Below are 23,159 nucleotides of genomic sequence, written 5' to 3'. Positions count from 1 at the left end.
CGCGCGCACGGCTGCGTGAGCCGACCGGAGGTATCCCCGTCCGGCGGTGCCCCGTCCGTTGGTCCCGTCCGGCGGCCTCGTCCAGTCGTCCCGTCCCCGCCCCGGGGTTCACCGGTCCTGAGTGAGCGGGACGCCGTGGGCGTGCAGGATCGTGAGGGCGCGGACGGTGGCGTACCCACGCCACTCCAGGGCGGCGGCGGGGGAGCGGGGCGTCCAGTCGACGGTCCCGCCGCCGTCCTCGCGCTGGCCGGCGGCGAGCCGGTCGAGTTCGTCGGCGACCGCCGCCGCGTCCAGGAGCGCCCGCAGCGGGCGGCCGGGGCGGGGCGAGAAGTCGAGCAGCCGCAGCGATTCGCCTTCGCTGCCGCCCTCCACCGGCAGGGGGCTGCCGTCCTTCGGCAGAAACGCGGCGAGCCGGACCAGCTCGTCGGCGGCCCACGGGTGGGTGTCGTGCCGTGTCGAGGAAGTCCAGGACGAAGCGGAACTCGATGACGTGCGGCGGGCGGGTGAGGGTGGTGATCCGGTCCCGGCAGAACGCGGTGGCCCGCGCGAGCCAGGGGTGGTTCCGTACACCCGGGTCGTGCCGGCCCGCACGGTGCGCGGCGGCGGCGAGCTCCGACGTCATGTGGAGCGAGGAGACGTCCGGATCGGCCTCGGCCCAGAACGGGGCGGAGCCCGCCGCGTCCGGGCCGTCCATCGGCAGGGCGAACGGCATGCCGCCGTCCGGTCGGCCGGCCGACTCCAGCCAGTCGCACAGCTCGGCCGCCCGCGCGAAGACGGCCGGGCCGCACTCCTCGAACACCTCGAAGGCGAGCAGCGCGCCGACCGGCTGGCTCAGGGCGGACCGCAGATCGGGCTCCAGGGCCCAGCCGTAGCCGCCGTCCCCGTTGCGGTAGGCGTCCAGTGCGGTGACGACGGCGGTGGGAGTGCCGGTCCCGCGCAGCAGTTCGAAGCGGCGTCGGTCCAGCGGGCGGGCGTGTGTGGTCAGGAAGGCGGCGGCGTCGTCGAGGTTCGGGGTGCGGGTGTGGTCCATGGGGCGAGTCTGCGCGGACCGGTCACCGCGGGTCTTGAACGGAACGGACGCCGGACGCCGGACGCGGGACCGAACCCCGGCCCCCGGCGTCGGCCGCAATGACCACTCCTCGGGGCCGGCCCGGTCGGCCCCTCGCAGTTGGCAGGGGTACACGGCCTCGTTATTCGAACTGGTGTCGTCACTGGGTGTGCTGCCTTCGGTGCTCTCCGTGCAAAAAGCGCGAGTCTATGCCCGGCGGACCCGCTCGCGCACGAGGTTCATGAATATGCCGATGAGCTGTTCCGCCCGCACTAAGCTCTCGCGGAGCGCGCCGAGTTGATACGAAATCAGGCGCTTGTTCCCATGTGCCGCAATAGTTTCGATTACCCGACCCCTGAATCGACCGCCAGAGGGCTTACATGGTTCGTGTTGAAGCACCCATGAATGATCAAGCGTCACCCACCGTTCGCGCGCTTCTGCTCTCCGCGGCCCTGATGGTGACGGCGACGGCAGTCGTCGTGGTCTTCGTCGCCGACGCCGCCCGGATACCGGTCGCGTTGTACGGGGCCGTGGCCACCGTCCTCGTCACCTGGGGCGCGGTGGAGATCGCCCGCCGGGGACGGGCGGCCCGTGCGCTGCAAGTGCGGTACGGGCACCAAGTCGCCTTTCTGGAACGGCGCATCGCCGAGCACGACAGCCAGAGCGTGCGGCTCGGCAAGGAACTGATGCCGCTCGCGATCCACCAGCTGCGCCGGGGGAACTCGCCGCAGGAGGTCATGAACGTCATCGTCGACGGCGACGAGCGCTACCGCGAACTTCCCGACTCGCAGCGCGCGTTGCTCCTCGCGATCCTCAACATCGTCGACGACGAGGAGGCCATGCGCGAGTCCGCGCAGCGCTCCTTCGTCAACATCGCCCGCCGCGTCCAGTCGCTCGTGCACCAACAGGCCAGCGAGCTGCGCGAGATGGAGGAGCACCACGGCCGTGACCCCGAGGTCTTCGACGATCTGCTGCGCATCGACCACGGCACCGCCCTCATCGGACGGCTCGCCGACAGTGTCGCCGTACTCGGCAAGGCCCGCCCCGGACGCCAATGGCCCAGGCCCGTACCGCTGTTCAGCGTGCTGCGCGGTGCCATGTCCCGGATCCTGGAGTACCAGCGGGTCGATCTGCACTCGATCGCCAAGGTCGCCATCGTCGGTACGGCGGTCGAACCGCTGATCCACGCGTGCGCCGAACTCCTCGACAACGCCACCCGCTACTCACCCCCGCAGACGCGCGTCCATGTGACCGCCGTCGAGGTGCAGACCGGCATCGCCATCGAGATCGAGGACGGCGGCGTCAGCCTCAGCGAAGAGGCGCGGACCCGGGCCGAGCGGATGCTCGCGCAGGCACAGGCCGGTATCGATCTCAACGACCTCGGCGAGACCCCGCGACTCGGTATGGCGGTCGTCGGCCGGCTCTGCCAGATGTACGACCTCCAGGTCTCGCTGCGGCAGTCCGCGTACGGCGGCGTCCGTGCCGTCCTCGTCGTACCGCGCGACGTGGTCACCACCGGGCCCGCGCCCGGCATCGCCCACGGCATCGGCGCGACCGCGATGGGGATCGGCGGGACCGAGCTGCCCGAGATGCGCCGGCCGCGTACCTCCGACGCGGTGCCCACGACCGGCACGGGCGGCACGGCGGCCCCGGCCGCGAACCCCGCCTCCGGCCCCGTGTCCGACCCCGCCTCCGACCCGGCGCCCGCCCCGGCCGCCGTTCCCGCTCCCCGCCCGGCCACCGGCCCCGTACGGCCCGCGCCCGTCAGGGCCGCCATGGAGGACGACGTACCCGTCGTCACCGAGTGGACGGCGAACGGCCTCCCGCAGCGCCGCAGCCGTGGCAGGGCCCCGCTGGGCTCGCACAACATCGTGCGGGCACCGTCACCGTCACCGCCACCCGCGCCCGCGCCGCGCCTCCCGAACGGCACCCCCGGCACTTCGAACGGCACCGGGGAAGCGGGGAAACCCGGCCCCGGCATCTGGCTCGAAGCCTTCACCAAGGCGGTCAACGGCGACCCGCACCCGCAGGACCCGTCGACCACCGGCACGGGCACAGGCACCGGCACCGGCACCGGCACCGGCACCGGCACGGGCACGACAGGCAAAGAAGCGGGCACAGGCTCAGGCACAACAGGTGCGACAGGCACCGGGGACGCGCCACCGGACCGGCCCGGTGAGCGCGGCGAATCAGACGACGTGTGGGGCAAAGGGGACCTGAAGTGATCCAGCAGCGCGCCAACCTGGACTGGATGCTCAAGGAGCTCGCGGACGGCGTTCCGCAGGTCCAGCAGATCGTCGTGCTCTCCGCCGACGGACTGCGGATCGCCCGGCACGGCGGAGACCCCGACGTCGCCGACCGGCTCGCCGCCGCCTGCGCGGGACTTCAGAGCCTCGCCGCCGCCGTCGCCGCCGAAATCCCGCTCAGCGACGGCCGGATGCGGCTCGTCGTCATCGAAGTCAGCGGCGGATTCTTCTACTTGATGGAGGCGGGTACGGGCGCCTACCTCGCCGTACTCGCCGACGAGACCGTGGACGCCGGTCTCGTCGGCGCCCGGATGCGGGACATGGTCGTTCGGATCGGTGCCCACCTGACGAGTCCGCCGCGCCATGACGGGCAGACCGGATGACTCCTCCCCGACGAGAACGCAGGCTGCCCGGGGCCGATGTGGGAGACCCGGAACGGCTGTACGTGATCACGGGTGGCCCGGACGGTGCCAAGCGCGCCTCGCTCGACCTCGTCACCATGATCGTGGCACGCGAGGCCCCCTCACCGACGGTGCCGCCCGAACAGGCCGCCATCCTGCGGCTGTGCGGGGCGCCGCTGTCCGTCGCCGAGCTGTCGGCGTATCTCAGGCTGCCGTTCAGCGTGTTGACGGCGCTGCTGACCGACCTCCTCACGACCGATCTGGTCGAGTCCCGCGCGCCGGTCGCCCGCGCCACACTCCCCGACAGGTCCCTTCTCGAAGCGGTGATGCATGGACTCCAGAAGCTCTGACACGATCACAGGTCCCAGGAGCGAGGACGTACTTCCCACCACGGCGACCGCCGCGGTGAAGGTCGTGATCGTGGGCGGATTCGGGGTCGGCAAGACCACGATGGTCGGCTCGGTGAGCGAGATCCGCCCGCTCACCACCGAGGAGACCATGACCCAGGCCGGGGTCGGCGTGGACGACAACTCCGGGGTGGAGAGCAAGACCGCCACCACCGTCGCCATGGACTTCGGCCGGATCAGCATCAGCGAGCAGCTGGTGCTCTACCTCTTCGGCACCCCCGGCCAGGAACGCTTCTGGTTCCTCTGGAACGGCCTCTTCGAAGGCGCGCTCGGCGCCGTCGTCCTCGTCGACACCCGCCGCCTCGAAGTCAGCTTCGACGTGATCGGGCGGCTGGAGGAGCGCGGTGTGCCGTTCGTCGTCGCCGTCAACACCTTCCCCGACGCGCCGAGCCATCCCGTCGAGGCGCTGCGCGTCGCGCTCGACCTGCCCGCGGAAGTGCCGATGGTCGACTGCGACGCGCGGCTGCGGGCGTCGAGCCGCGATGTCCTGATGACTCTCATGCGCTATCTGCACTCGCTGGCGCTGCCGGCCTGATTCCCCTCCTCCCATCCCTGGAGTGACCGTGACAACGCCCTCTTCGCACCGGCCGGGAACGGACGGACCCGCCGCGCCCCCGCCGGGCTGCCCGGCCCACGGCCTGGTCACCGACGCCTTCGGCGGCGACCATCCGGCGCCCGCCGGGCTGCGGCGTCTCTACGGCCCCGAGGCCGAGAACGACCCCATGGGCCTGTACGAGAAGCTGCGCGCCGAGCACGGCTCGGTGGCGCCGGTCCTGCTGCACGGCGACGTACCCGCCTGGCTGGTCCTCGGCCACAGCGAGAACCTGCACATGACCCGTACCCCCTCCCAGTTCTCCCGGGACTCCCGCCGCTGGCGCGCGGTCAACGACGGCAGTGTGCCGCCCGACCACCCCCTCGCGCCGATCTTCACCTGGCAGCCCGTCTGCGTCTTCGCGGACGGCGCCGACCACGAGCGGCTGCGCGGCGCCGTCACCGACTCGATCGGCCGGATCGACCACCGGGGCGTACGGCGCTTCATCAACCGCTACAGCAACCGGCTCGTCAACGACATCTGCCAGGACGGCAGGGCCGATCTCGTCAGCCGCTTCGCCGAGCATCTGCCGATGATGGTGATGGCGCAGATCCTCGGCATGCCCGAGGAGTACAACGAACGGCTGGTCCAGTCGGCCCGCGACATGATCAAGGGCACCGAGACGGCCGTACAGAGCAACGCGTACGTGATGGGGGTGCTGGACCGGCTGGTGGCCCGCCGCCGGGCGGCCCCCGCCGAGGATTTCGCGAGCTGGCTCGTCGAGCACCCGGCCGGGCTCACGGACGCGGAGGTCGCCCAGCATCTGCGGCTGGTGCTCATCGCCGCGTACGAGACCACGGCCAACCTGCTCGCCAACGTGCTCCGCATGGTCCTCACCGACCCGCGGTTCCGCGCCCAGCTCAGCGGCGGCCATATGACACTCCCCGAAGCGGTCGAGCAGACGCTCTGGGACGAGCCGCCGTTCACCACCATCTTCGGCCGGTGGGCCGTCGGCGACACGGAACTCGGCGGGCAGCGGATCAAGGCGGGCGACGCGCTGGTCGTCGGGATCGCCGCGGCCAACGTCGACCCAGTGGTACGGCCCGACGTCAACGCCTCCATGCAGGGCAACCGCGCCCATCTGGCCTTCAGCGGCGGCCCGCACGAATGCCCCGGCCAGGACATCGGGCGCGCGATCGCCGACACCGGCATCGACGCGCTGCTGCTGCGGCTGCCCGATATCCAACTGGCCGTCCCGGAAGGGGACTTGCGCTGGTCGGCGTCGCTCATGTCGCGGCACCTCCAGGAGCTGCCGGTGACGTTCGCCGCGCGGCCGCCGCAGGATGTCGCCGGGCCGCCGTCGGCCACCCCGGAGCCCGCGCCGCGCACCGAGTGGCAGGTGGAGTCGCCCCGGCCGGTGCCCGCGCGGGGCGTGCCGGGCCGGGCCGCCGTACCGGCGCCGAGGCGGTCCGGCGGGTCGCCGCCTCCCGTACCGCCGACCGTGGCACCGTCCGTACCCCCGTCCGTACCCCCGGCCGTGGCACCGTCCCTGGCGCCTCCGGCGGCCGGGCCGGTCCCGGAGCAGCGCCGCGGAACCGGCGCGCCGGCGCGTGCCTGGCAGGCGGTCGTACGGTGGTGGCGAGGCTACTGACGCCACCGGATTGAGGTACGGGGCGGGGGTGTTGGGGGCGGCCGGACGGTCAGCGCGTGGCGTCCAGCTGCTCCCACCACCACGAGATCGTGGGGATCGGCAGCGGCTCCCGGCCGGCGTCGGAGGGGTACCGCTTCCACCAGCCGCCCGGCTCGGCCGCCGGACCCGAAGGCACCGAGTAGCGGGGACAGACCGACGCCCAGTCCAGGTGGCCGCGCACGAACTGCCCCAACCCCTCTATGTAGCAGCGCAGTTCACCGCTCGCGTCGGCGAGTACCTGTTCGCTCAGCCGGCCGTGCAGCACCATCACCCGGTCCCGCATCGCCACCGCGTGCTTCAGTGCCTCGGCCGGCTCGCAGCCGAGTTCATGGCAGAGCACGTCGATCAGATTGAGATCGTCGCCCGCCCGCAGCAGCTCCTTGTTCCGGGAGTAGAGGTCGTTGTCCCAACTGACCAGCGTCCAGACGATCTCGGTGAGGGCCTGCACGCGCGGGTCCGCCAACTCCTCGTCCCTTACGGCGAATCCGCCGACGATCTCGATCATCGCCGTGGACGGGGCCATCCCTATGGCCCGCATCCACAGGGTGATGTAGTCGTTGAGCGAAGGCAGTTCGGTGCTACGGCGCCAGGACGCCTCCCACACCAGCCCCGAGGTGTACACCCGCATCGCGTCCGTCCAGCGGCGCAGTTGCTGCGGGGAGGCGTACTGCTCCAGCTCCGTGCGCAGGGCGCGCAGCGCGGCGGTGTGCGGGGAGTCGGCGCGGGAGTTCGCGGCCGGGGCCTCGACCGCACGCAGGATGCGGGACGTCTCCTGTGCCATCAGGTCCGCCGTGGCGTCGGTCTCGTCGCAGACACCGTCGTCGAGCGAGAAGAGCACGGCGTGGAACTTGGCCATCAGGGTGAGGGGTTCGAGCTTCCCGTACGGCATCGTCGAAGCGGTGAGCCCGCCGAAGTCGCAGACGGCGAGGCGCTTGCGCTGTTGCTCGTCGGTATCGAGGTTCTGGCGCAGCATCCAGTCCACCGTCAGATCGTTGAGGACGTGCACGCCGGGATGGACGGCCGGTTCCACCGGACAGTAGAACGGCACGGCCGGGAGCTGCCGGGCCAGGGCACGTTCCTCGACGCACGTCATGACCGGCCTCCAGGAGTATGTGTGGGCGCTGGGTGGGTTCGGTGGGAATGTGGTGCGGGGTGGTGTGGGGGCGGCCTGTTCGAACGGAGCGTATATGCCCATGACGGTTCGTCAATAACGGGGCAACCGACCTCTGTGTGGCTGGAATTGACCATCTGGAGAGTGGCCGGGATCACACGGCGGGACGTCTGGGTCGGGCTCGCACGTCAGGGCGGTACCGGCAATACCGGCCAACGGGGGAGTGGCCGGTTCCAGTGGTATTCCGCCGGTCGAATTCGATCCTGTCCGAAAACGTTTCGGATCGTGCTCGGTACGTCACCGTCAGGTGCCGGAGACAGGATGAAGTGCGTGGGCCGTGTCAACTCGGCCCGGCTGTCGTGATGTTGTCGGCCGCCCCGCTCTCCCGTGCGGCGGGAGGCGTCAGCCGCGTGCGCCGAACGCCTGGGTCCACCACGGTCCGCCGGACGCGTCGTGGACACCGACACCGATCTCCTTGAAGGCGCAGTTCAGGATGTTGTCCCGGTGGCCGGGGCTGTTCATCCAGCCCTCCATCACCTGGGCGGCCGTTCGCTGCCCCCGGGCGATGTTCTCGCCGTAGGTGGTCCACCGGTAGCCCGCCGCCGTGATGCGGTCGCCGGGGTCCTTGCCGTCCGGGCTGTTGTGGTCGAAGTAGTCCTTCGCCGCCATGTCCTGGGAGTGGCGCAGCGCGGCGGTCTCCAGCTGTGCGTTGGCGCTCACCGGACCGCAACCGGCCTTGGCGCGCTCGGAGTTGACGAGGGTGGTGACCTGTGCGGCGAAGCCGCCGCCACCTCCGCCCGGCCGGGGGTCGTCCGCCGGCGGTGTCGGATCGGGCTTGGGGGCCGGATCGGTGGTGGACGGGCGCGGGTCAGGTGCGGGCTTGCTCGGCTCGGCCGCCTTCCTGGACGGCGAGCGGGTCGGCGAGGGCGACGGGCTCGCGCTGCCGCGGGAGGGGGAAGGGCTCGCGGACTGCGCCGTACGGCTCGCCGCCGACTTCGGCTCCAGCGCCTCCGGTTCGCCGGCGGAGGACGCGCGTGACTCGTCCTCGTCCCGGTCGCCCGTGACGTAGTGGGCGACGCCCGCGGCGGTGAGCAGCGCGGCGACGGCGGCGGTCACGGTGACCGCCCGGCGCCGTCTCGCCCGCCGGTCGCGGCGCACGGCGTCCCTGGCCCGCGTACGGCTCCCGTTCTGATCGTCGTCGGCGCCGTTGCGGTCGTTGCGGTGGTGGCCGTTGCCGTTGGCGCCGTCGGCGTGACCGACGTGGGCGTACGAGGACGCGGACGGGTCCAGGTGGGAGCCGACCGGCACCAGCGCGAGGCCGGCCACCAGGGTGTCGGCGGGCGCCAGGCCGGCCGCGTACCCGGAGCAGACGGTGCAGCCACGCGTGTGCCCGGATATTCGCTCGCGCCAGAGCGGGGACGGTATGCCGTCCCAGCCGCCGACGAGTTGCTCCAGCAGGACGCAGGGCGAGCGCGCCGACAGCGCGCGGACCACCACGCGGGCGGTGTCCAGCTCGTCCCGCATCCGCTCGACCCGCGCTTCCACCTGCTGGGAGTTGGCGACCAGGGCGGCGGCGACCTCCGGCCGGGTGAGTTCACCGGAGGTCTCCAGCCACCACAGCGCCACCAGCGTGTGGTGCTCCCGGTCGACCCAGCGCGTGGCCTCGGCGACCTCCCGGTGCTGGCCGGACAGCCCGAGACGGTTGATCATCAGATCCACGAAGTCGAAGTCGGGGCGGGGGAGGGCCGGGTCGTAGACGTGGTCGGCGTGGTCACGGATCCGGGCGACGGCCGTGGTGACCAGGTGGGAGCGGAAGTCGGCCGGGCGGCGCAGCCCGCCGAGACCGGCGAGGACGTGGCGCACCGTCTCGCGCGTCACGGCGTCCACTTCCGGGTGACCGTGCAGGGCGTGGCCGACGAGCTGGTGGAGCAGCGGCAGCGACTCGTGGCCGAGTCGGTCCCCGGCCCGCCGGTCTCCGGCCCGCGCCGCCTTGACGACTGAGGCCTTGAATGGACTGCTCACGCTGTCTCACTCCCACTCGTGACTCGCGGTGGCCACCGATCGTAAGGGGAACGGCGGGGCACCACTCCCCGGATGCCGCACTCGGTTGCGTACAAGTGGTCGAATTCATATCCGGCCGCGTGTCCGGTTCCTGTCCCGCTTGAAGCTCCGCTGTCGGCCCGCTTAAGAAATCCTCGATGGACTGAACGGTCACGGCGGCGGCAGATTGGTGCGGACGCCGATCAGCGCCACCCGCACCCGCATCCCTACTTGCGCTCGCATCCGTACCCGCACCCGCATGCACACCCGCACTTGCACCCGCACCCGCACCGCCTGGAGCCGCCCCGATGAAGGCACTTGTGAAGCTGACGGCCGAGCCGGGGCTCCGGCTCACCGATGTGCCCGAGCCGCGGACCGGTCCCTCGGACGTACTCATCAAGGTGCTCCGCACCGGCATCTGCGGCACCGACCTGCACATCCGCGCCTGGGACGGCTGGGCCCAGCAGGCCGTCAGCGCGCCGCGCGTCCTCGGCCACGAGTTCGTCGGCGAGGTCGCCTCGGTCGGCGCCGACGTCCAGGACATCGCCGTCGGCGACCTCGTGAGCGGCGAAGGCCATCTGGTCTGCGGTAAATGTCGCAACTGTCTGGCCGGACGCAGGCACTTGTGCCGCAGTACGGTCGGACTCGGCGTCGGCCGCGACGGCGCGTTCGCCGAGTACGTCGCGCTGCCCGCGTCCAACGTCTGGGTCCACCGGGCACCCGTGGACCTCGACATCGCGGCGATCTTCGACCCGTTCGGCAACGCCGTGCACACCGCGCTCACCTTCCCCCTCGTCGGCGAGGACGTGCTGATCACCGGCGCGGGCCCGATCGGCATCATGGCGGCGGCCGTCGCCCGCCACGCGGGCGCGCGCAACGTCGTCGTCACGGACGTCAGCCCCGACCGGCTGGAAATCGCCCGCAAGGTCGGCGCCACGCTCGCGCTCGACGTGTCGGACCCCGACACTGGCATCGCGGAGGCGCAGCGGCGGCTCGGCCTCAGGGAAGGCTTCGACATCGGCCTGGAGATGTCCGGTCGCCCGGAGGCGATGCGGGACATGGTCGACAACATGACGCACGGCGGCCGGATCGCCATGCTGGGGCTGCCCGCGCGGGAGTTCGCCGTCGACTGGGCGAAGATCGTCACCTCGATGATCACGGTCAAGGGCATCTACGGCCGCGAGATGTACGAGACGTGGTACGCGATGACGGTGCTGCTCGAAGGCGGCCTCGACCTCGCGCCCGTGATCACCGGCAGCTACGGCTACGAGGACTTCGACGCGGCCTTCGACGAGGCGGCCACCGCGACCGGCGGCAAGATCATTCTCAACTGGGCCTGACGCCTGCCCCTTCCGCACCACGGCCCCTCGCCCGCCCTCTCCTCGCCCCGCCCTTCTCCTCTCCTCGCCCTCTCCTCCGCCCACCCTTCACCCCGGAGCCCCGTATGTACGCGTCAGTCCGCGACGACCTCCGTGCCACCCTCGAAGAGATCCGCGACGCCGGTCTCTTCAAGCCCGAGCGCGTGATCACCACCCCGCAGAACGCCTCCGTCTCCGTCACCTCCGGTGACGTCCTCAACTTCTGCGCCAACAACTACCTCGGTCTCGCCGACCACCCGGACGTCGTCACCGCCGCCAAGGACGCGCTCGACCGGTGGGGCTACGGCATGGCCTCCGTACGCTTCATCTGCGGCACCCAGGAGATCCACAAGGAGCTGGAACGGCGCCTCTCCTCGTTCCTCGGCCAGGAGGACACGATCCTCTACTCCTCCTGCTTCGACGCCAACGGCGGCGTCTTCGAAACCCTCCTCGGCCCCGAGGACGCGGTCATCTCCGACGCCCTCAACCACGCCAGCATCATCGACGGCATCCGCCTCTCCAAGGCCCGCCGGCTGCGCTACGCCAACCGCGACCTCGCCGAGCTGGAAGCGCGCCTCAAGGAGTCCCAGGACGCGCGCCGCCGCCTCGTCGTCACGGACGGCGTCTTCTCCATGGACGGCTACGTCGCGCCCCTCGCCGAGATCTGCGATCTCGCCGACCGGTACGACGCCATGGTGATGGTGGACGACTCGCACGCCGTCGGCTTCGTCGGCCCCGGCGGCCGGGGCACCCCCGAACTGCACGGCGTGATGGACCGCGTCGACATCATCACCGGCACCCTCGGCAAGGCACTCGGCGGCGCGTCCGGCGGCTACGTCGCCGCCCGAGCCGAGATCGTCGCCCTGCTGCGCCAGCGCTCGCGCCCGTACCTCTTCTCCAACTCCCTCGCCCCGGTCATCGCCGCCGCCTCGATCAAGGTGCTCGACCTGCTGGAGAGCGCCGACGGACTGCGCGAGCGGTTGAACGCGAACACGGCTCTCTTCCGTACGGAGATGACGTCGGCGGGGTTCGAGATCCTGCCCGGCGACCACGCCATCGCGCCCGTCATGATCGGCGACGCCGCCGAGGCCGGGCGGATGGCGGAGCTGCTGCTGGAGCGCGGGGTGTACGTGATCGGGTTCTCGTACCCCGTCGTCCCCATGGGACAGGCACGGATCCGGGTGCAACTGTCGGCGGCGCACTCGACGGCTGATGTCCGGCGGGCGGTCGCGGCGTTCATCGACGCGCGGGACGTGCTCAAGGCTTGAGCCGGGTTCGGCCGCCGGGTTCGGCCGCCGGATACGGAACTGCCGTGGCCTGGCAGGATGGCCGGGTGATCGACCCCCGGCGCCTGCGCATCCTGCGAGCCGCGGCGGACCACCGTACGGTGACCGCCGCGGCGGCGGCGCTGTACCTGACCCCGTCGGCCGTCTCCCAGCAGCTCGCCGCGCTGGAGCAGGAGACCGGCCACGCCCTGCTGACCCGCAGCGGCCGGGGCGTACGGCTGACGGCGGCCGGAGAGATCCTGCTCACGCACACCCACGAAGTCCTCGCGCAGTTGGAGCGGGCCGAGGCGGAGCTGGCGGCGTACGCGGGCGGAGCGGCCGGCGAGGTCACCGTGGCCGCGTTCGCCACGGGGATCGCCGAGGTGCTGGCCCCGGCCATCGCGCGCCTCGCCGGGTCGGACCCGGGCATCCGCGTACGGGTACGGGACTCCGAGGGTGACGAGAGCCTGCCGCTGCTGCTCGACGGCCAGGCGGACGTGGCCCTGGCCGTCGAGTACCGGGGCGCGCCCACCGAGGACGACCCGCGCCTGTCGCGCGTACCGCTGTACGCCGAGCCGTTCGACGCGGTCCTGCCCGAGGGGCACCCGCTGTGCCGCGAGATCGAGGTGCCGCTCGCCGAGCTGTCGGACAGCGACTGGATCAGCCCGTATCCCGGCAACCCCTGCCACGAAGTGATGCGCCTCGCCTGCGAGTTGGCGGGCTTCGAACCGCGCCTGGTGCACTCGTCGGACGATTTCCGCGCGGTGGTCGCCCTGGCGGGCGCCGGCGCCGGGGTGGCGCTCGTGCCGCGCTCCGCGCTGCGCGGGATGGAGCTGAAGGGCACGGTGGTACGCCCGGTGTCCGGCCCGTCCGCCACCCGCCGGGTCTTCGCCGCGGTCCGCAGGGGCGCCGAGCGCCACCCGCTGATCCGCCCGGTCCTGGCCGCGCTGACGGCGTCGGCGGCGGGCCTGACGACGGACTGACTGTTCCGCGGGCGTCCGCGGTGTCCTCAGGTGTTCTCAGGTGTCCTCAGCCGACCAGCCACAGGATCAGGGCCAGGACGATGATGATGACCGCCCCGGCCGCGACCAGCCGCCGCTTCAGCCGGTCCGAGAGGGTCGAGACGACTACAAGACCGCGGGCGCCGGGGAAGACATGGAAGACCCGGTTCGGGTCGTCCGTCAGCTCCACCCGGGCCAGCGGGCACGTTTCGAGTGTCACCCGCCGGGACAGCTCCACCCTCCCGCGCGCCAGGTGGGCCGCCACAGCGGCACGGTGTTCGCCGTCGACGCCGGGGGGCACCGCGCCGCCCGGCGGGACGTCACGCGGCTGCCACCGCGCGGCGGCGGTCAGCCGCTCCCGGACCTTGTCGGGCCAGTACGGCCTGGGGAGCGACAGGGACGCGGTCTCGTGCGCGTACTCGACCGTCCCCTCCACCCAGTGGGTGAGGCTGCCCTTGCCGCCGCACACGTCGTGCGTGCCGACGCCCCGCCCCGAGCAGCGCGCACACGTCTCGCGTCCCCGGCCCGCGCAGTGCGGGCACCGGATCCTGCCCCGGCCCGCGCAGCGCGGGCACGCGGCCTCCGGCGTTCCGCACACCGCGCAGGTGATCGGCCGGGCGCCGGGTGCCGTGGCGTCCGGACCGGTTGCGGCGGGGCGTGCCTTCGTCGTACGCGTCCGTCGCCCGCCCGTCTTCGCGCACTGTGCGCACGGTGCGACATCGAGGCACACGTCGCACGGCGGCGGCTCGTTGCGGCAGGTGCACGCGTGCCCGCCGCTGCCCGAGCAACCGGCGCACCGCTGTTGGCCGTTGTCGCACGGGCAGGGCACCGGCCGGTAGGAGCCCGCGCGAATCAGGGTGAGCCTGCCGGGGCCTTCGGGCACCGGCAGCGGGTGGTCCGTGATGGTGCCTTCATAAAGAGGCAGCGCCGACAGATCCTCCGTACCGAAGGCGGTCCGGGGGGTCTCGTGGCGTCGCTCGGTGAAGCGGACGACCTGAGAGCGCAGCAGTTGCCGTCGTTTGACGTGCCGGAGGCGGGCGCCGCCGATCGCCGGCCCGCCGCCCCTGGCCACGTGCCGGCTGAGGGCCTTGAGGATGTCCGCGTCGGGCAGCGCGTCGATGAGCGCGTCGTCTTCTCGTGCGTCGGACATGGGCGGGTCTCGTCCCTCCTCCGGCGCGCTGCGATGCCGCGCAATCCGCAGGGTAGGTCGGTCCCCGACCCACCATCAAGAGGGCGATCCGGGCCAGGCGCCGGCGTGTTTCCGTACGCCGGTGCCGCTCCTCCCTCGGTTCCTCCCCCGGCTCCTCCCTTCGTTCCTCCCTCGGTTCCTCCGCGCCGCGTCCGCGTCACGACAGCAGGCTCGGCGCCGCCCGGTCGAGCACCGAGCCGACGCGCTCCCAGGTCTCCATGTCCCGGGTGACCGGCGGCAGTTCGGTTCCGTCACCGGTCTTCCAGGAGGTGGCGATTGCCACCGGGTCCTCGCCGGTGGCGGCCGACGCGGCCAGCGCCGCCGCGCCCAGGGCGACCAACTCGCCGCTCTCCGGCACGATCACCGGGCGCCCGGACAGGCGCCGTACGGTCTCCACCCACGTACGGCCCTGGGCGCCGCCGCCCACCAGCCGCAGCGGCCGCCGGGCCGCGACGGGGTCCGCCGGGTCGAGGCCGCAGGCGCGCAGCAGCTCGTCGAGCGCGCGCAGGACCGTCACGGCCGCGCCCTCGTACGCCGCCCCGAGCAACTGCTGCGGCGTGGTGTGGTGGCGCAGGCCCGTCAGCAGGCCGGAGGCGGTCGGCAGGTCGGGGGTGCGTTCGCCGTCGAGGTACGGAAGGAGCACCGCCTCGCCGCCGGGCGCCGCGTCCTCCCGGTCCAGGCGCAGCAGTTCGGCGACCTTGTCGACGGCCAGGGTGCAGTTCAGGGTGCAGCCGAGCGGCAGGAACGTCCCGTCGGCCGCCGCGAACCCGGACACCGCGGCCGAAGCGGGCCTGGTGCGGGTGGCCGCGAAGACCGTGCCCGACGTGCCGAGGCTCAGTACGGGGTGGTCGAGCAGCCCGGCGCCGCCGAGGCCGAGCCCGACGGCAGCGCTCATGTTGTCGCCGGTCCCGGCGGCGACCGCGATGCCCGCCGGCAGTCCCAGCCGCTCGGCGGAGGAGGCGGTGAGTGAGCCGACCCGGGTGGCCCCGGTCGGGGCGACGGCCGGCAGCAGCGCGGCGTCGAGGCCCACCAGCGCGAGGAGTTCGGGGTCGTACGCCCCGGTCGCCGTGGAGTACCAGCAGGTGCCCGACGCGTCACCGGGATCCGTGACGGCCGTACCCGCGAGGCGTTCGGTGAGGAAGTCGTGGGGCAGCCGGACGGCCGCCGCTGCGTCGGCGGAGGCGGGGTCGTTCTCCCGGAGCCACTGCCACTTGGTCGCCGTCATCGAGGCGACGGGCACGGTGCCGGTCCTGGCGGTCCATCCGCCGGCTCCGCCCAGCGCGTCGGTGAGGGCGGCGGCCTGCGGGGCGGAGCGGGTGTCGTTCCACAGCAGGGCGGGCCGCAGCGGCTTACCGGCCGCGTCGAGCACCACCAGGCCGTGCTGCTGGCCGGCGACCGCGATGCCCGTGACGGCGGACGCCGGTACGCCGGACTCCTTGAGCCCCATGGCGACGGCCTCGCGCAGCGCCTGCCACCACACCTCGGGGTCGGTCTCCCGCGCCCCGGCCTCGCCGGTCACGCGGTGCGGAGCGCGCCCGACGGCGAGCAGCCGTCCGGTCGCCGCGTCGGTGAACGCCGCCTTGGTCGACTGGGTGGAGCTGTCGACGCCGATGACCACCTGGCTGTGCGGCACGCTCGTACCTCTTCCTGGTTTCCGGGCTTGCGGCGGGATTTTGACCGCAGGCCAACAAATTACGTGATGTTGTCGCACATCCAGCAGGGATGGGCGTTATTTCCTTGCCCGAAGCGGCATTCGGTGCTTCGGGCGGTGTTGGGCGGACGCGGGGTCTTTTCCGTACCCACCCGGAGGTGCATTATTAGTCATGTCAGGAAACAAAAAGGTCTGCACCTGCCGGACCTGAGGTATCGAAGGCGGCCAGAGAAATGACGGAACGTTTCAATCCCACCCCCGAGGACAAGTTCAGCTTCGGTCTGTGGACGGTCGGCTGGCAAGGCAGGGACCCGTTCGGAGATGCGACGCGCCCCGCGCTCGATCCCACCGAGTCCGTACAGCACCTCGCCGAACTGGGTGCGTACGGAGTGACCTTCCACGACGACGACCTGATCCCGTTCGGCTCGTCCGACGCCGAGCGCGAGGGGCACATCAAGCGCTTCCGGCAGGCGCTGGACACCACCGGCCTCGTGGTGCCCATGGTCACCACCAACCTCTTCACCCACCCCGTCTTCAAGGACGGCGGCTTCACCGCGAACGACCGCGACGTCCGCCGCTTCGCGCTGCGCAAGACCCTGCGCAACATCGACCTCGCCGCCGAACTGGGCGCGAAGAGGTTCGTCGCCTGGGGCGGCCGGGAGGGCGCCGAGTCCGGCGGGGCCAAGGACGTGCGCGTCGCGCTCGACCGTATGAAGGAAGGCTTCGACCTGCTCGGCGAGTACGTCGTGTCGCAGGGGTACGACATCAAGTTCGCCATCGAGCCCAAGCCGAACGAGCCGCGCGGCGACATCCTGCTGCCGACCGTCGGCCACGCGCTCGCCTTCATCGAGCGCCTGGAGCGCCCCGAGCTGTACGGCGTCAACCCCGAGGTCGGCCACGAGCAGATGGCCGGGCTGAACTTCCCGCACGCCATCGCGCAGGCCCTGTGGGCGGGCAAGCTCTTCCACATCGACCTCAACGGTCAGCACGGCACCCGCTACGACCAGGACCTGCGCTTCGGCGCCGGCGATCTGCGCGCCGCGTTCTGGCTGGTGGACCTGTTGGAGACGGCGGGCTGGGACGGCTCGCGGCACTTCGACTTCAAGCCGCCGCGCACCGAGGACTTCGACGGCGTGTGGGCATCCGCCGCCGGCTGCATGCGCAACTACCTGATCCTCAAGGAGCGCGCCGCCTCGTTCCGCGCGGACCCGGAGGTTCAGGAGGCGCTGCGCGCCTCGCGCCTGGACGAGCTGGCACAGCCGACCGCCGCCGACGGGGTGGCCGCACTGCTGGCCGACCGCGGCGCGTACGAGGACTTCGACGTGGCGTCCGCGGCGAGCCGCGGCATGGCGTTCGAACACCTCGACCAGCTCGCCATGGACCACCTCCTGGGCGCCCGCTGACCCGGCGCTGAGACGACCGTGTCCTGACACGACCGCACACGCGGGGCGGCCCGGCCGCCGGCCCGCCCCACGTGTGCGGACGCCGCGCGGCCGACGCCGCCGGCGCCGCTTCCGGTACGTCCGACTTCCGTGCCGTACGCGCGAGATGGCCCCCGGCCGAGGCCGCAGCGCGTCCGTCCGACGGCGCTTGAGGCCGCTCACGCCCCCTGCCGCACCGGCGCGACGGGTCCCGGCCGACGCCGCGTCGACCCCCAACCCCCGCGCCGTACGCGCTACGCGCTCGTACGCTCCGCGTACGCCACCGGGTCCGCCAGGACCGCGCGGACCACCAGGGCCGCCGCGCCCCGGGCCGCGTCGCCCGCCGAGGATGACGCGCGTAGCCGGCCACTGTCGCGCGGCCACAGCCCCGACACCACCCGGCCGGTCAACTCCCCGTCGGCGGGCGACGACAGCCACGGCATCAGGCTCCGGTAGATCCCGCCGAGCACCACCGCGTCGGGGTCGAAGAGGTTCACCGCGCCCGACAGCACCCGGCCCAGCATCCGGCCGGCCTCGCCGATGGCGGCGATGGCGCGGTTGTCGCCGGCCCTGGCCAGGGCCTCCAGCTCCACGACGCCCGGCACCCCGGCGTTCTCGTCCAGCCCGGCGCCCCGCAGGAGCGCCGACTGGCCCGCGTACTGCTCCAGGCAGCCGCGTGAGCCGCACCGGCACAGCGGCCCGTCGGCGTCGACCACCACATGGCCGATCTCACCGGCGAACCCGTTGGCGCCGCGCAGCAGTTCACCGTCGAGCACCAGCGCGCCACCGACGCCGATCTCGCCCGACAGATAGAGGAAACTGCGGATCCCGCCCAGGCCGCCGAACCACAGCTCGGCGAGCGCCGCCAGATTGGCCTCGTTCTCCGAACGCACCGGCAGCGGCGCCACGGCGGGCTGCGCCTCGGCCAGCGCCCGCGCGAACAACTCCTCGGCGGGCACCCGGTTCCAGCCCAGGTTCGGCGCCTGGCGGACCGTACCCCCGGAGACCAGACCGGGCAGCGCGAGCTGTACGCCGACCGGCGACAGGTCCTGCTCGGCGGCCGAGTCGAGGGTGCGCGCGGCGATCCGGGCGCCACGGGCGAGGACTTCGGCGGGCGTGGCGCCGCGATTGTCCAGGTGTTCGGTGAGACGCACCCGGTCGGTGCCCGACAGGTCCACCACGCACACCGACACGTAGTCGATGTTGATCTCGACGCCGATACCGGCCGGACCGGAGCGCGTCACCTTCAGTACGGTGCCGGGCCGCCCGGCCTGTCCGCTGAACGTCTTGCCGGACTCGGAGAGGAACCCGCTGTCCAGCAACTGCTCGACCAGCGAGGACACCGCGGCCCGGGTCAGTCCGACCCGCGCCGCCACACCGGCCCTGGTCGCTTCGCCCTCGTCCCGCACGGCCCGCAGCACCAGGCTCAGATTGTGCCGGCGCACGGTCTCTTTGTCGGCCTTGGGACCGAGCGATGTGTGGTTGCTCTTCATGGTGCGGTCGAGCCTATGTGATCGGTATCCGGACAGACGGCCGGTCCCATGAGGTTGATGGCCCTTCCAGGCAGTTGCTCGGGCACTTGTTCAAGTCAATTGGTAGGAGTCGTTGAGGGTCGGGGAGCGCGGCGACCGTCTTCGCCGCTACCGGGACGAGGCGACGGGTGCGGTGTACGGCGGCGGGTATCTCCTGCACTCGGGGCTGCCGTTCCACTGGACCGCCGACCACGACGCCGAACTCGTGGTCCTCAAGCGGGTGGACGGCGACGGACCGGCATCCGCGACAAGGGGGGCCGCGCCGACTCCGTACGGGCGGACGTCGCCGAACAGGGCGACTGGGACCGCGTCGTGGCCGCCACCCACCGCCACGGTCCCGTCGGTGTCCTCGGCAGCAACGCCTGCACCGTGGACGTCGGCCCCGCGCACGAGACGACCCTCGCCTCCTGGGAACGCCGGCTCGCCGTCAACCTCACCGGCGCCTTCCTCGGCTTCCGCGCCGTCCTGCCCGAACCGCGCGCCCACCGCGGCGCGGTGGTGCCGACATCGTCGCTCCACGCGCGGATCGGCATCCCCGGCCGCCCCGCCTACGCCGCGAGCAAAGGCGCGCTGCTCTCGCTCCGCGGTCGCCCAGCCCGAGCTCTCGCACGCCGGGGGCATATCGGAGGTGCACCGCATCGCCTCGCTCGCCGACACCTACGGCGCGGATCTCGTGCTGGTCGGCCTGGACGAGGCCCTGGCGCTCTGGGGCGCGGCCCCGCGCCCCGACGCGGTCCGCGCCCTGCTGCCGCAGCCGCGCGTCCTGGTGGTCAAGGACGGGGCACGGGCGGCCACCGCGTACGTCGGCCCCGACACGTACACCTGCGGGCACCGAAGGTGCGGGTGGTCGAGCCGGTGGGCGCGGGCGACGCCTTCGCCGGGGGCTTCCTGGCGGGTCTGCTCCGCCACGGCGATCCGGTACGGGGCGCCCTGCGCCTCGGCCATCTGACGCCGGCCTCCGCCCTGCGCGTCACGGCCGACCACGGGCCCACTGCCGCCGCCGGACCGGACGCGGGAGCTGCTGTCGGCCGACGAGGAGACACTGGAACGCGTTGTCCCTGTGAGGCTGTCCGCACTGAGGAGGCCGGGGAACCCGCCCTCCTTGAGAGGAGGGCTGTCAGCCGCGCTGCCGCACCGGGAGCTCTCCCTGCGACGGCGCCTCCCAGGTCGGCGTCGTCCCCGCGAGCTGGCAGACCATCAGGTAGAAGGGGATCGGCGGGGTGTACGGCGTGGGGGCGTCCGGCCAGTGGATCAGCCGGGGTTGCTGGGCCGGGACCCGGGTCCCGGAGACGTAGCGCGCGGGCCGGGGCCAGTCCAGTTCGAGATCCGAGCCGGCCGGGACGATCCACCACCACCACTCGGTGTCGGCGAAGACGCAGCCGGTACTGGGCAGCCTGCCCATCAGCCGGAACCCGTGCCGCGCGGGGACGCCCACCGCGTCGCAGCCGAGCGAGGCGGGCAGGGTCGGCGGCAGCGGCAGTTGCGCGAAGCCGCTCCGCTCGTCACGCAGCCCTCGGGCGAACCGGCGCACCGCACCCATCAGCACGGTTGCCCCGCCTCGTGCGGCAGTTCCGCCCATACGACACGCCCGGCGCCGTAACCGGATGTGTCGTGCGTTCCCCAGGAGCTGCTCATGGCGTCCACGAGGAGCAGTCCCCGGCCGCCCTCGTCGTCGGACACGCGGTACAACTGCGGTCCAGTGGGGCCGAATCCCTGGTCCTCGACCGCTATGCGCAGCCGCCCGTTCCCTTCGCGCAATTCGCAGATGACATGGTCGCCGGGCGCGTGGACGACGGCGTTCGTGACCAGTTCGGAAATGATGAGGATCGCCGTCTCAAGCGTCTCGTCCGAGGTGCCCCACCGGTCGAGCCGTTCACGGGTGAGCCGTCTGGCGCGGCAGACGGACTCCGCGTGGGCGGGTAGTGCGAAGCCGTAGCGGCGGACAACGTTGCCAGGGCACACGGTCATCAGTGGGGGAGTGAGCGCGTTACCAGGTGCCACGACCGATTCCTAACGGGTGGGGAAGCAGCACCGTGCGAAACCTCCGGGCGGAGCACGACAACTGCGTGAACTGGTTCACCGAACCACTCTCCACCCGTGCGAGACACTTGGCAAGTGGCACTGTGAAATTTTCAGAGTGCCGTGTTCTTCGTGGCGAGGGCATGGCACACTGCTCGCAACCGTGCATGGGGAGGTTCCAAAGTGAGTGAACCGCGGTCTGCCCCGACCGTGGGACAGGTCGTGCTCGGCAAGCGCCTGATGGATCTGCGCGAGAGAGCCGGCCTGAAACGCGAGGAAGCCGCGAAGCTTCTCCGGGTGGCGTCGGCCACCGTCCGCAGGATGGAGACCGCCGAGGTCTCGCTCAAAGTCCCCTATGTGCAGGTACTCCTCCGGGCCTACGGAGTCGGCGACGAGGAAGCGGACGCCTTCGTCGAGCTGACCGAGGAGGCCAACAAGCCCGGCTGGTGGCAGCGGTTCCACGACATCCTGCCGGACTGGTTCAGTATGTACGTCAGCCTGGAAGGCGCCGCCTCCCTGATCAGGGCGTACGAACCGCACTTTGTACCGGGGCTGCTCCAGACGGAGGGCTACGCCCTGTCGGTCATGCACGCCGGCGCCGTGGGGCAGGTCCGGCCGGAAGCCATCGAGCGACACGTGGCACTGCGTATGCGACGCCAGTCCCTGCTCACGCGGTCGGACGCACCAAAATTGTGGGTGATCATGGATGAGACGGTACTTCGCCGTCCCGTCGGGACGCCGGAGGTCATGCGCGAGCAGTTCGACCGGCTCATCGACGCGTCCGAGATGCCCAATGTGACGCTTCAGATCGCCGAGTTCTCGTCCGGACACCACCCCGGAACGTACGGGCCGTTCGTGCTCTTCCGTTTCGCCATGCCCGAACTGCCCGACATGATCTACAGCGAGTACCTGACCGGCGCCGTCTATCTCGACGCGCGTCCCGAGGTGGCGACCCACCTTGAGGTCATGGACCGCATGGCGGCTCAGGCTGCAACTGCACAACGCACGAAGGAGATCCTCAAGGATGTCCGCAAGGAGCTGTGAATGGATCCGATATACAACGGCATGCCCGCCACCGACCTCGGCGCCGACGGCTGGCACAGGCCGTGGAGCGGCGGCAACGGCGGCAACTGCGTCGAGGCCATGAAGCTGGCCGACGGCAGAGTCGCCGTGCGCCAGTCCAACGACCCTGACGGCCCCGCGCTGATCTACACCCACGGAGAGATCGCCGCGTTCATCCAGGGAGCCAAGTCCGGTCAGGCCGACTTCCTGCTGACCTGACCGGACCTGAGTCGACCCGACGTGAACCGCACGCCCGGAACGGCCGGATCCCGCCTGGCACGAGCCGATCAGGACTGATCGGATCTGAACTCACCTGTTCCTTGCGACCTGTTCCCGCCACTTTCCTTGCCAGCGACGCTGAGACTCATGGAGCGCACATGACCGGGCATGACCCCATCGACACCAGCAGGCCGCACCCGGCCCGGATGTACGACTGGTTCCTCGGTGGCAAGGACAACTACCCCGTCGACGAGGAGATGGCCCGGCAGCTCCTTCAACTCAACCCGCTCGGACGGGAGATGGCCAAGTGCAACCGGGCGTTCATGCACCGGGCCACCCGCTGGCTCGGCGCCGAAGCCGGAGTGCGCCAGTACCTCGACATCGGCACGGGTATACCGACCGAGCCCAACCTGCACCAGATAGCGCAGGAGGTCGCCGCCGACTCGCGCGTCGTCTACACCGACAACGACCCCATCGTGCTGCGGCACGCCGAGGCACTGCTGCGCAGCAGCCCCGAGGGCCTGACCGAGTACATCCAGGCCGACGCGCGTGAACCCGACGGCATCGTCGAACAGGCCGGGAAGATCCTGGACTTCGACAAGCCGGTCGCCCTGTCGCTCATCGCGCTGCTCCACTTCGTCCCGGACGAGGACGGCGCACACGAACTGGTGCGCAAGCTGCTGGAGCCACTGGCGTCCGGCAGCTATCTGATGATCTCCCACGTCACGGGGGACTACGACCCGGAGGGCTCGGCGAAGGCCGCCGAGCTCTACAAGGCGAAGGGCGTGCCGTTCGCCCTGCGCTCGCGCGACGAGGTCGGCCAGTTCTTCGGCGGTCTCGAACTCGTCGACCCCGGCGTCTCCTTGGTGGTCGAGTGGCGGCCGGAGCTGGGCGAGGTCGTCCCCGTCCCGGGCGACGGGCTGATTCCCGGGTTCGTGGGCGTGGCCCGCAAGCCCTGACACCGGGC

The 23,159-nt window shown here is 71.8% G+C and carries 21 protein-coding genes and 2 pseudogenes; 15 read left to right on the top strand and 8 right to left on the bottom strand.

Annotated elements, in window-relative coordinates; genetic code table 11:
- Nucleotides 1-108: 108 nt before the first annotated feature.
- Entirely contained in the window at nucleotides 109-372 is a 264-nt protein-coding gene (locus tag OG700_RS04790; protein ID WP_405609336.1) for a hypothetical protein, read from the bottom strand.
- Between the two features lie 80 nt (nucleotides 373-452).
- Here OG700_RS04790 and OG700_RS04785 point away from each other — a divergent pair, with 80 nt between their 5' ends.
- The 6 genes from OG700_RS04785 (at nucleotide 453) to OG700_RS04760 (ending at nucleotide 6,285) form a co-directional block, all read left to right on the top strand.
- Nucleotides 453-872 carry a hypothetical protein gene (locus OG700_RS04785; protein ID WP_405609333.1) on the top strand — a complete coding sequence of 140 codons (420 nt, stop codon included), beginning with the start codon at nucleotides 453-455 and terminating at the stop codon, nucleotides 870-872.
- Between the two features lie 556 nt (nucleotides 873-1,428).
- A complete protein-coding gene (locus tag OG700_RS04780; RefSeq protein ID WP_405609330.1) occupies nucleotides 1,429-3,273 on the top strand; it encodes a sensor histidine kinase in 1,845 nt (614 codons plus the stop codon).
- Nucleotides 3,270-3,677: a roadblock/LC7 domain-containing protein gene (locus tag OG700_RS04775; protein WP_078074197.1), complete on the top strand. Its 408-nt coding sequence runs from the start codon at nucleotides 3,270-3,272 to the stop codon at nucleotides 3,675-3,677. Before OG700_RS04780 ends, OG700_RS04775 begins: the two co-directional genes overlap by 4 nt.
- The gene (locus tag OG700_RS04770) at nucleotides 3,674-4,045 is read left to right on the top strand and encodes a DUF742 domain-containing protein (RefSeq protein ID WP_405609327.1); all 372 of its coding nucleotides are present in this window, start codon (nucleotides 3,674-3,676) and stop codon (nucleotides 4,043-4,045) included. The genes OG700_RS04775 and OG700_RS04770 overlap by 4 nt, the downstream gene beginning before the upstream one ends.
- Nucleotides 4,026-4,637 (top strand): GTP-binding protein, encoded by a 612-nt coding sequence (locus OG700_RS04765; RefSeq protein WP_405609324.1) that lies wholly within the window; start codon nucleotides 4,026-4,028, stop codon nucleotides 4,635-4,637. Before OG700_RS04770 ends, OG700_RS04765 begins: the two co-directional genes overlap by 20 nt.
- A gap of 28 nt (nucleotides 4,638-4,665) precedes the next feature.
- Nucleotides 4,666-6,285, top strand: a complete 1,620-nt coding sequence (locus tag OG700_RS04760; RefSeq protein ID WP_405609321.1) for a cytochrome P450 — start codon at nucleotides 4,666-4,668, stop codon at nucleotides 6,283-6,285.
- 49 nt (nucleotides 6,286-6,334) lie between these two features.
- Here the strand turns inward: OG700_RS04760 and OG700_RS04755 are convergent, their stop codons facing one another.
- Together OG700_RS04755 and OG700_RS04750 are read right to left on the bottom strand one after the other, a co-directional pair.
- Nucleotides 6,335-7,417 (bottom strand): terpene synthase family protein, encoded by a 1,083-nt coding sequence (locus OG700_RS04755; RefSeq protein ID WP_405609318.1) that lies wholly within the window; start codon nucleotides 7,415-7,417, stop codon nucleotides 6,335-6,337.
- Between the two features lie 420 nt (nucleotides 7,418-7,837).
- Nucleotides 7,838-9,457 carry a CAP domain-containing protein gene (locus OG700_RS04750; protein ID WP_405609315.1) on the bottom strand — a complete coding sequence of 540 codons (1,620 nt, stop codon included), beginning with the start codon at nucleotides 9,455-9,457 and terminating at the stop codon, nucleotides 7,838-7,840.
- A gap of 326 nt (nucleotides 9,458-9,783) precedes the next feature.
- Here OG700_RS04750 and tdh point away from each other — a divergent pair, with 326 nt between their 5' ends.
- The 3 genes from tdh (at nucleotide 9,784) to OG700_RS04735 (ending at nucleotide 13,081) form a co-directional block, all read left to right on the top strand.
- Nucleotides 9,784-10,815 carry an L-threonine 3-dehydrogenase gene (gene tdh / locus OG700_RS04745; RefSeq protein WP_405609312.1) on the top strand — a complete coding sequence of 344 codons (1,032 nt, stop codon included), beginning with the start codon at nucleotides 9,784-9,786 and terminating at the stop codon, nucleotides 10,813-10,815.
- Between the two features lie 104 nt (nucleotides 10,816-10,919).
- Nucleotides 10,920-12,101, top strand: a complete 1,182-nt coding sequence (locus OG700_RS04740) for a glycine C-acetyltransferase (protein ID WP_405609309.1) — start codon at nucleotides 10,920-10,922, stop codon at nucleotides 12,099-12,101.
- A gap of 65 nt (nucleotides 12,102-12,166) precedes the next feature.
- A complete protein-coding gene (locus OG700_RS04735) occupies nucleotides 12,167-13,081 on the top strand; it encodes a LysR family transcriptional regulator (protein ID WP_405621447.1) in 915 nt (304 codons plus the stop codon).
- Between the two features lie 46 nt (nucleotides 13,082-13,127).
- Here the strand turns inward: OG700_RS04735 and OG700_RS04730 are convergent, their stop codons facing one another.
- A complete protein-coding gene (locus OG700_RS04730; RefSeq protein WP_405609306.1) occupies nucleotides 13,128-14,249 on the bottom strand; it encodes a hypothetical protein in 1,122 nt (373 codons plus the stop codon).
- A gap of 196 nt (nucleotides 14,250-14,445) precedes the next feature.
- Nucleotides 14,446-15,921: a xylulokinase gene (xylB, locus tag OG700_RS04725; RefSeq protein ID WP_405609303.1), complete on the bottom strand. Its 1,476-nt coding sequence runs from the start codon at nucleotides 15,919-15,921 to the stop codon at nucleotides 14,446-14,448.
- Nucleotides 15,922-16,172: 251 nt separating this feature from the next.
- Here xylB and xylA point away from each other — a divergent pair, with 251 nt between their 5' ends.
- A complete protein-coding gene (gene xylA / locus OG700_RS04720; RefSeq protein WP_405609300.1) occupies nucleotides 16,173-17,342 on the top strand; it encodes a xylose isomerase in 1,170 nt (389 codons plus the stop codon).
- Nucleotides 17,343-17,614: 272 nt separating this feature from the next.
- Here xylA and OG700_RS04715 read toward each other — a convergent pair whose 3' ends face one another.
- A complete protein-coding gene (locus tag OG700_RS04715; RefSeq protein WP_405609297.1) occupies nucleotides 17,615-18,853 on the bottom strand; it encodes an ROK family protein in 1,239 nt (412 codons plus the stop codon).
- A 279-nt stretch (nucleotides 18,854-19,132) separates the two neighbouring features.
- On the opposite strand from OG700_RS04715, the pseudogene OG700_RS04710 reads away from it, so the two are divergent.
- Nucleotides 19,133-19,489, top strand: a pseudogene (locus OG700_RS04710) (SDR family NAD(P)-dependent oxidoreductase); the annotation flags it as partial.
- A 240-nt stretch (nucleotides 19,490-19,729) separates the two neighbouring features.
- Nucleotides 19,730-19,783, top strand: a pseudogene (locus OG700_RS04705) (hypothetical protein); the annotation flags it as partial.
- Between the two features lie 226 nt (nucleotides 19,784-20,009).
- On the opposite strand, the gene OG700_RS04700 reads toward OG700_RS04705, so the two are convergent.
- Together OG700_RS04700 and OG700_RS04695 are read right to left on the bottom strand one after the other, a co-directional pair.
- On the bottom strand, nucleotides 20,010-20,432 hold the full coding sequence (locus tag OG700_RS04700) for a hypothetical protein (RefSeq protein ID WP_405621445.1): 423 nt from the start codon (nucleotides 20,430-20,432) through the stop codon (nucleotides 20,010-20,012).
- Complete coding sequence (locus OG700_RS04695; protein WP_405609294.1) at nucleotides 20,432-20,893, bottom strand: ATP-binding protein; 462 nt, start codon at nucleotides 20,891-20,893, stop codon at nucleotides 20,432-20,434. Before OG700_RS04695 ends, OG700_RS04700 begins: the two co-directional genes overlap by 1 nt.
- A 201-nt stretch (nucleotides 20,894-21,094) precedes the next feature.
- On the opposite strand from OG700_RS04695, the gene OG700_RS04690 reads away from it, so the two are divergent.
- The 3 genes from OG700_RS04690 to OG700_RS04680 all read left to right on the top strand — a co-directional run bounded on the left by OG700_RS04690 (nucleotide 21,095) and on the right by OG700_RS04680 (nucleotide 23,151).
- On the top strand, nucleotides 21,095-21,955 hold the full coding sequence (locus OG700_RS04690) for a helix-turn-helix domain-containing protein (RefSeq protein WP_405609291.1): 861 nt from the start codon (nucleotides 21,095-21,097) through the stop codon (nucleotides 21,953-21,955).
- Complete coding sequence (locus OG700_RS04685) at nucleotides 21,956-22,192, top strand: DUF397 domain-containing protein (RefSeq protein ID WP_405609288.1); 237 nt, start codon at nucleotides 21,956-21,958, stop codon at nucleotides 22,190-22,192.
- A 158-nt stretch (nucleotides 22,193-22,350) separates the two neighbouring features.
- The gene (locus tag OG700_RS04680; protein WP_405609285.1) at nucleotides 22,351-23,151 is read left to right on the top strand and encodes an SAM-dependent methyltransferase; all 801 of its coding nucleotides are present in this window, start codon (nucleotides 22,351-22,353) and stop codon (nucleotides 23,149-23,151) included.
- The last annotated feature ends 8 nt before the right edge of the window (nucleotides 23,152-23,159 follow it).

Source organism: Streptomyces sp. NBC_01508 (assembly GCF_045040315.1).
GTDB lineage: Bacteria > Actinomycetota > Actinomycetes > Streptomycetales > Streptomycetaceae > Streptomyces.
Note: the sequence above shows the minus strand (reverse complement) of the source record. Positions and strands in the feature narration are given on the sequence as shown.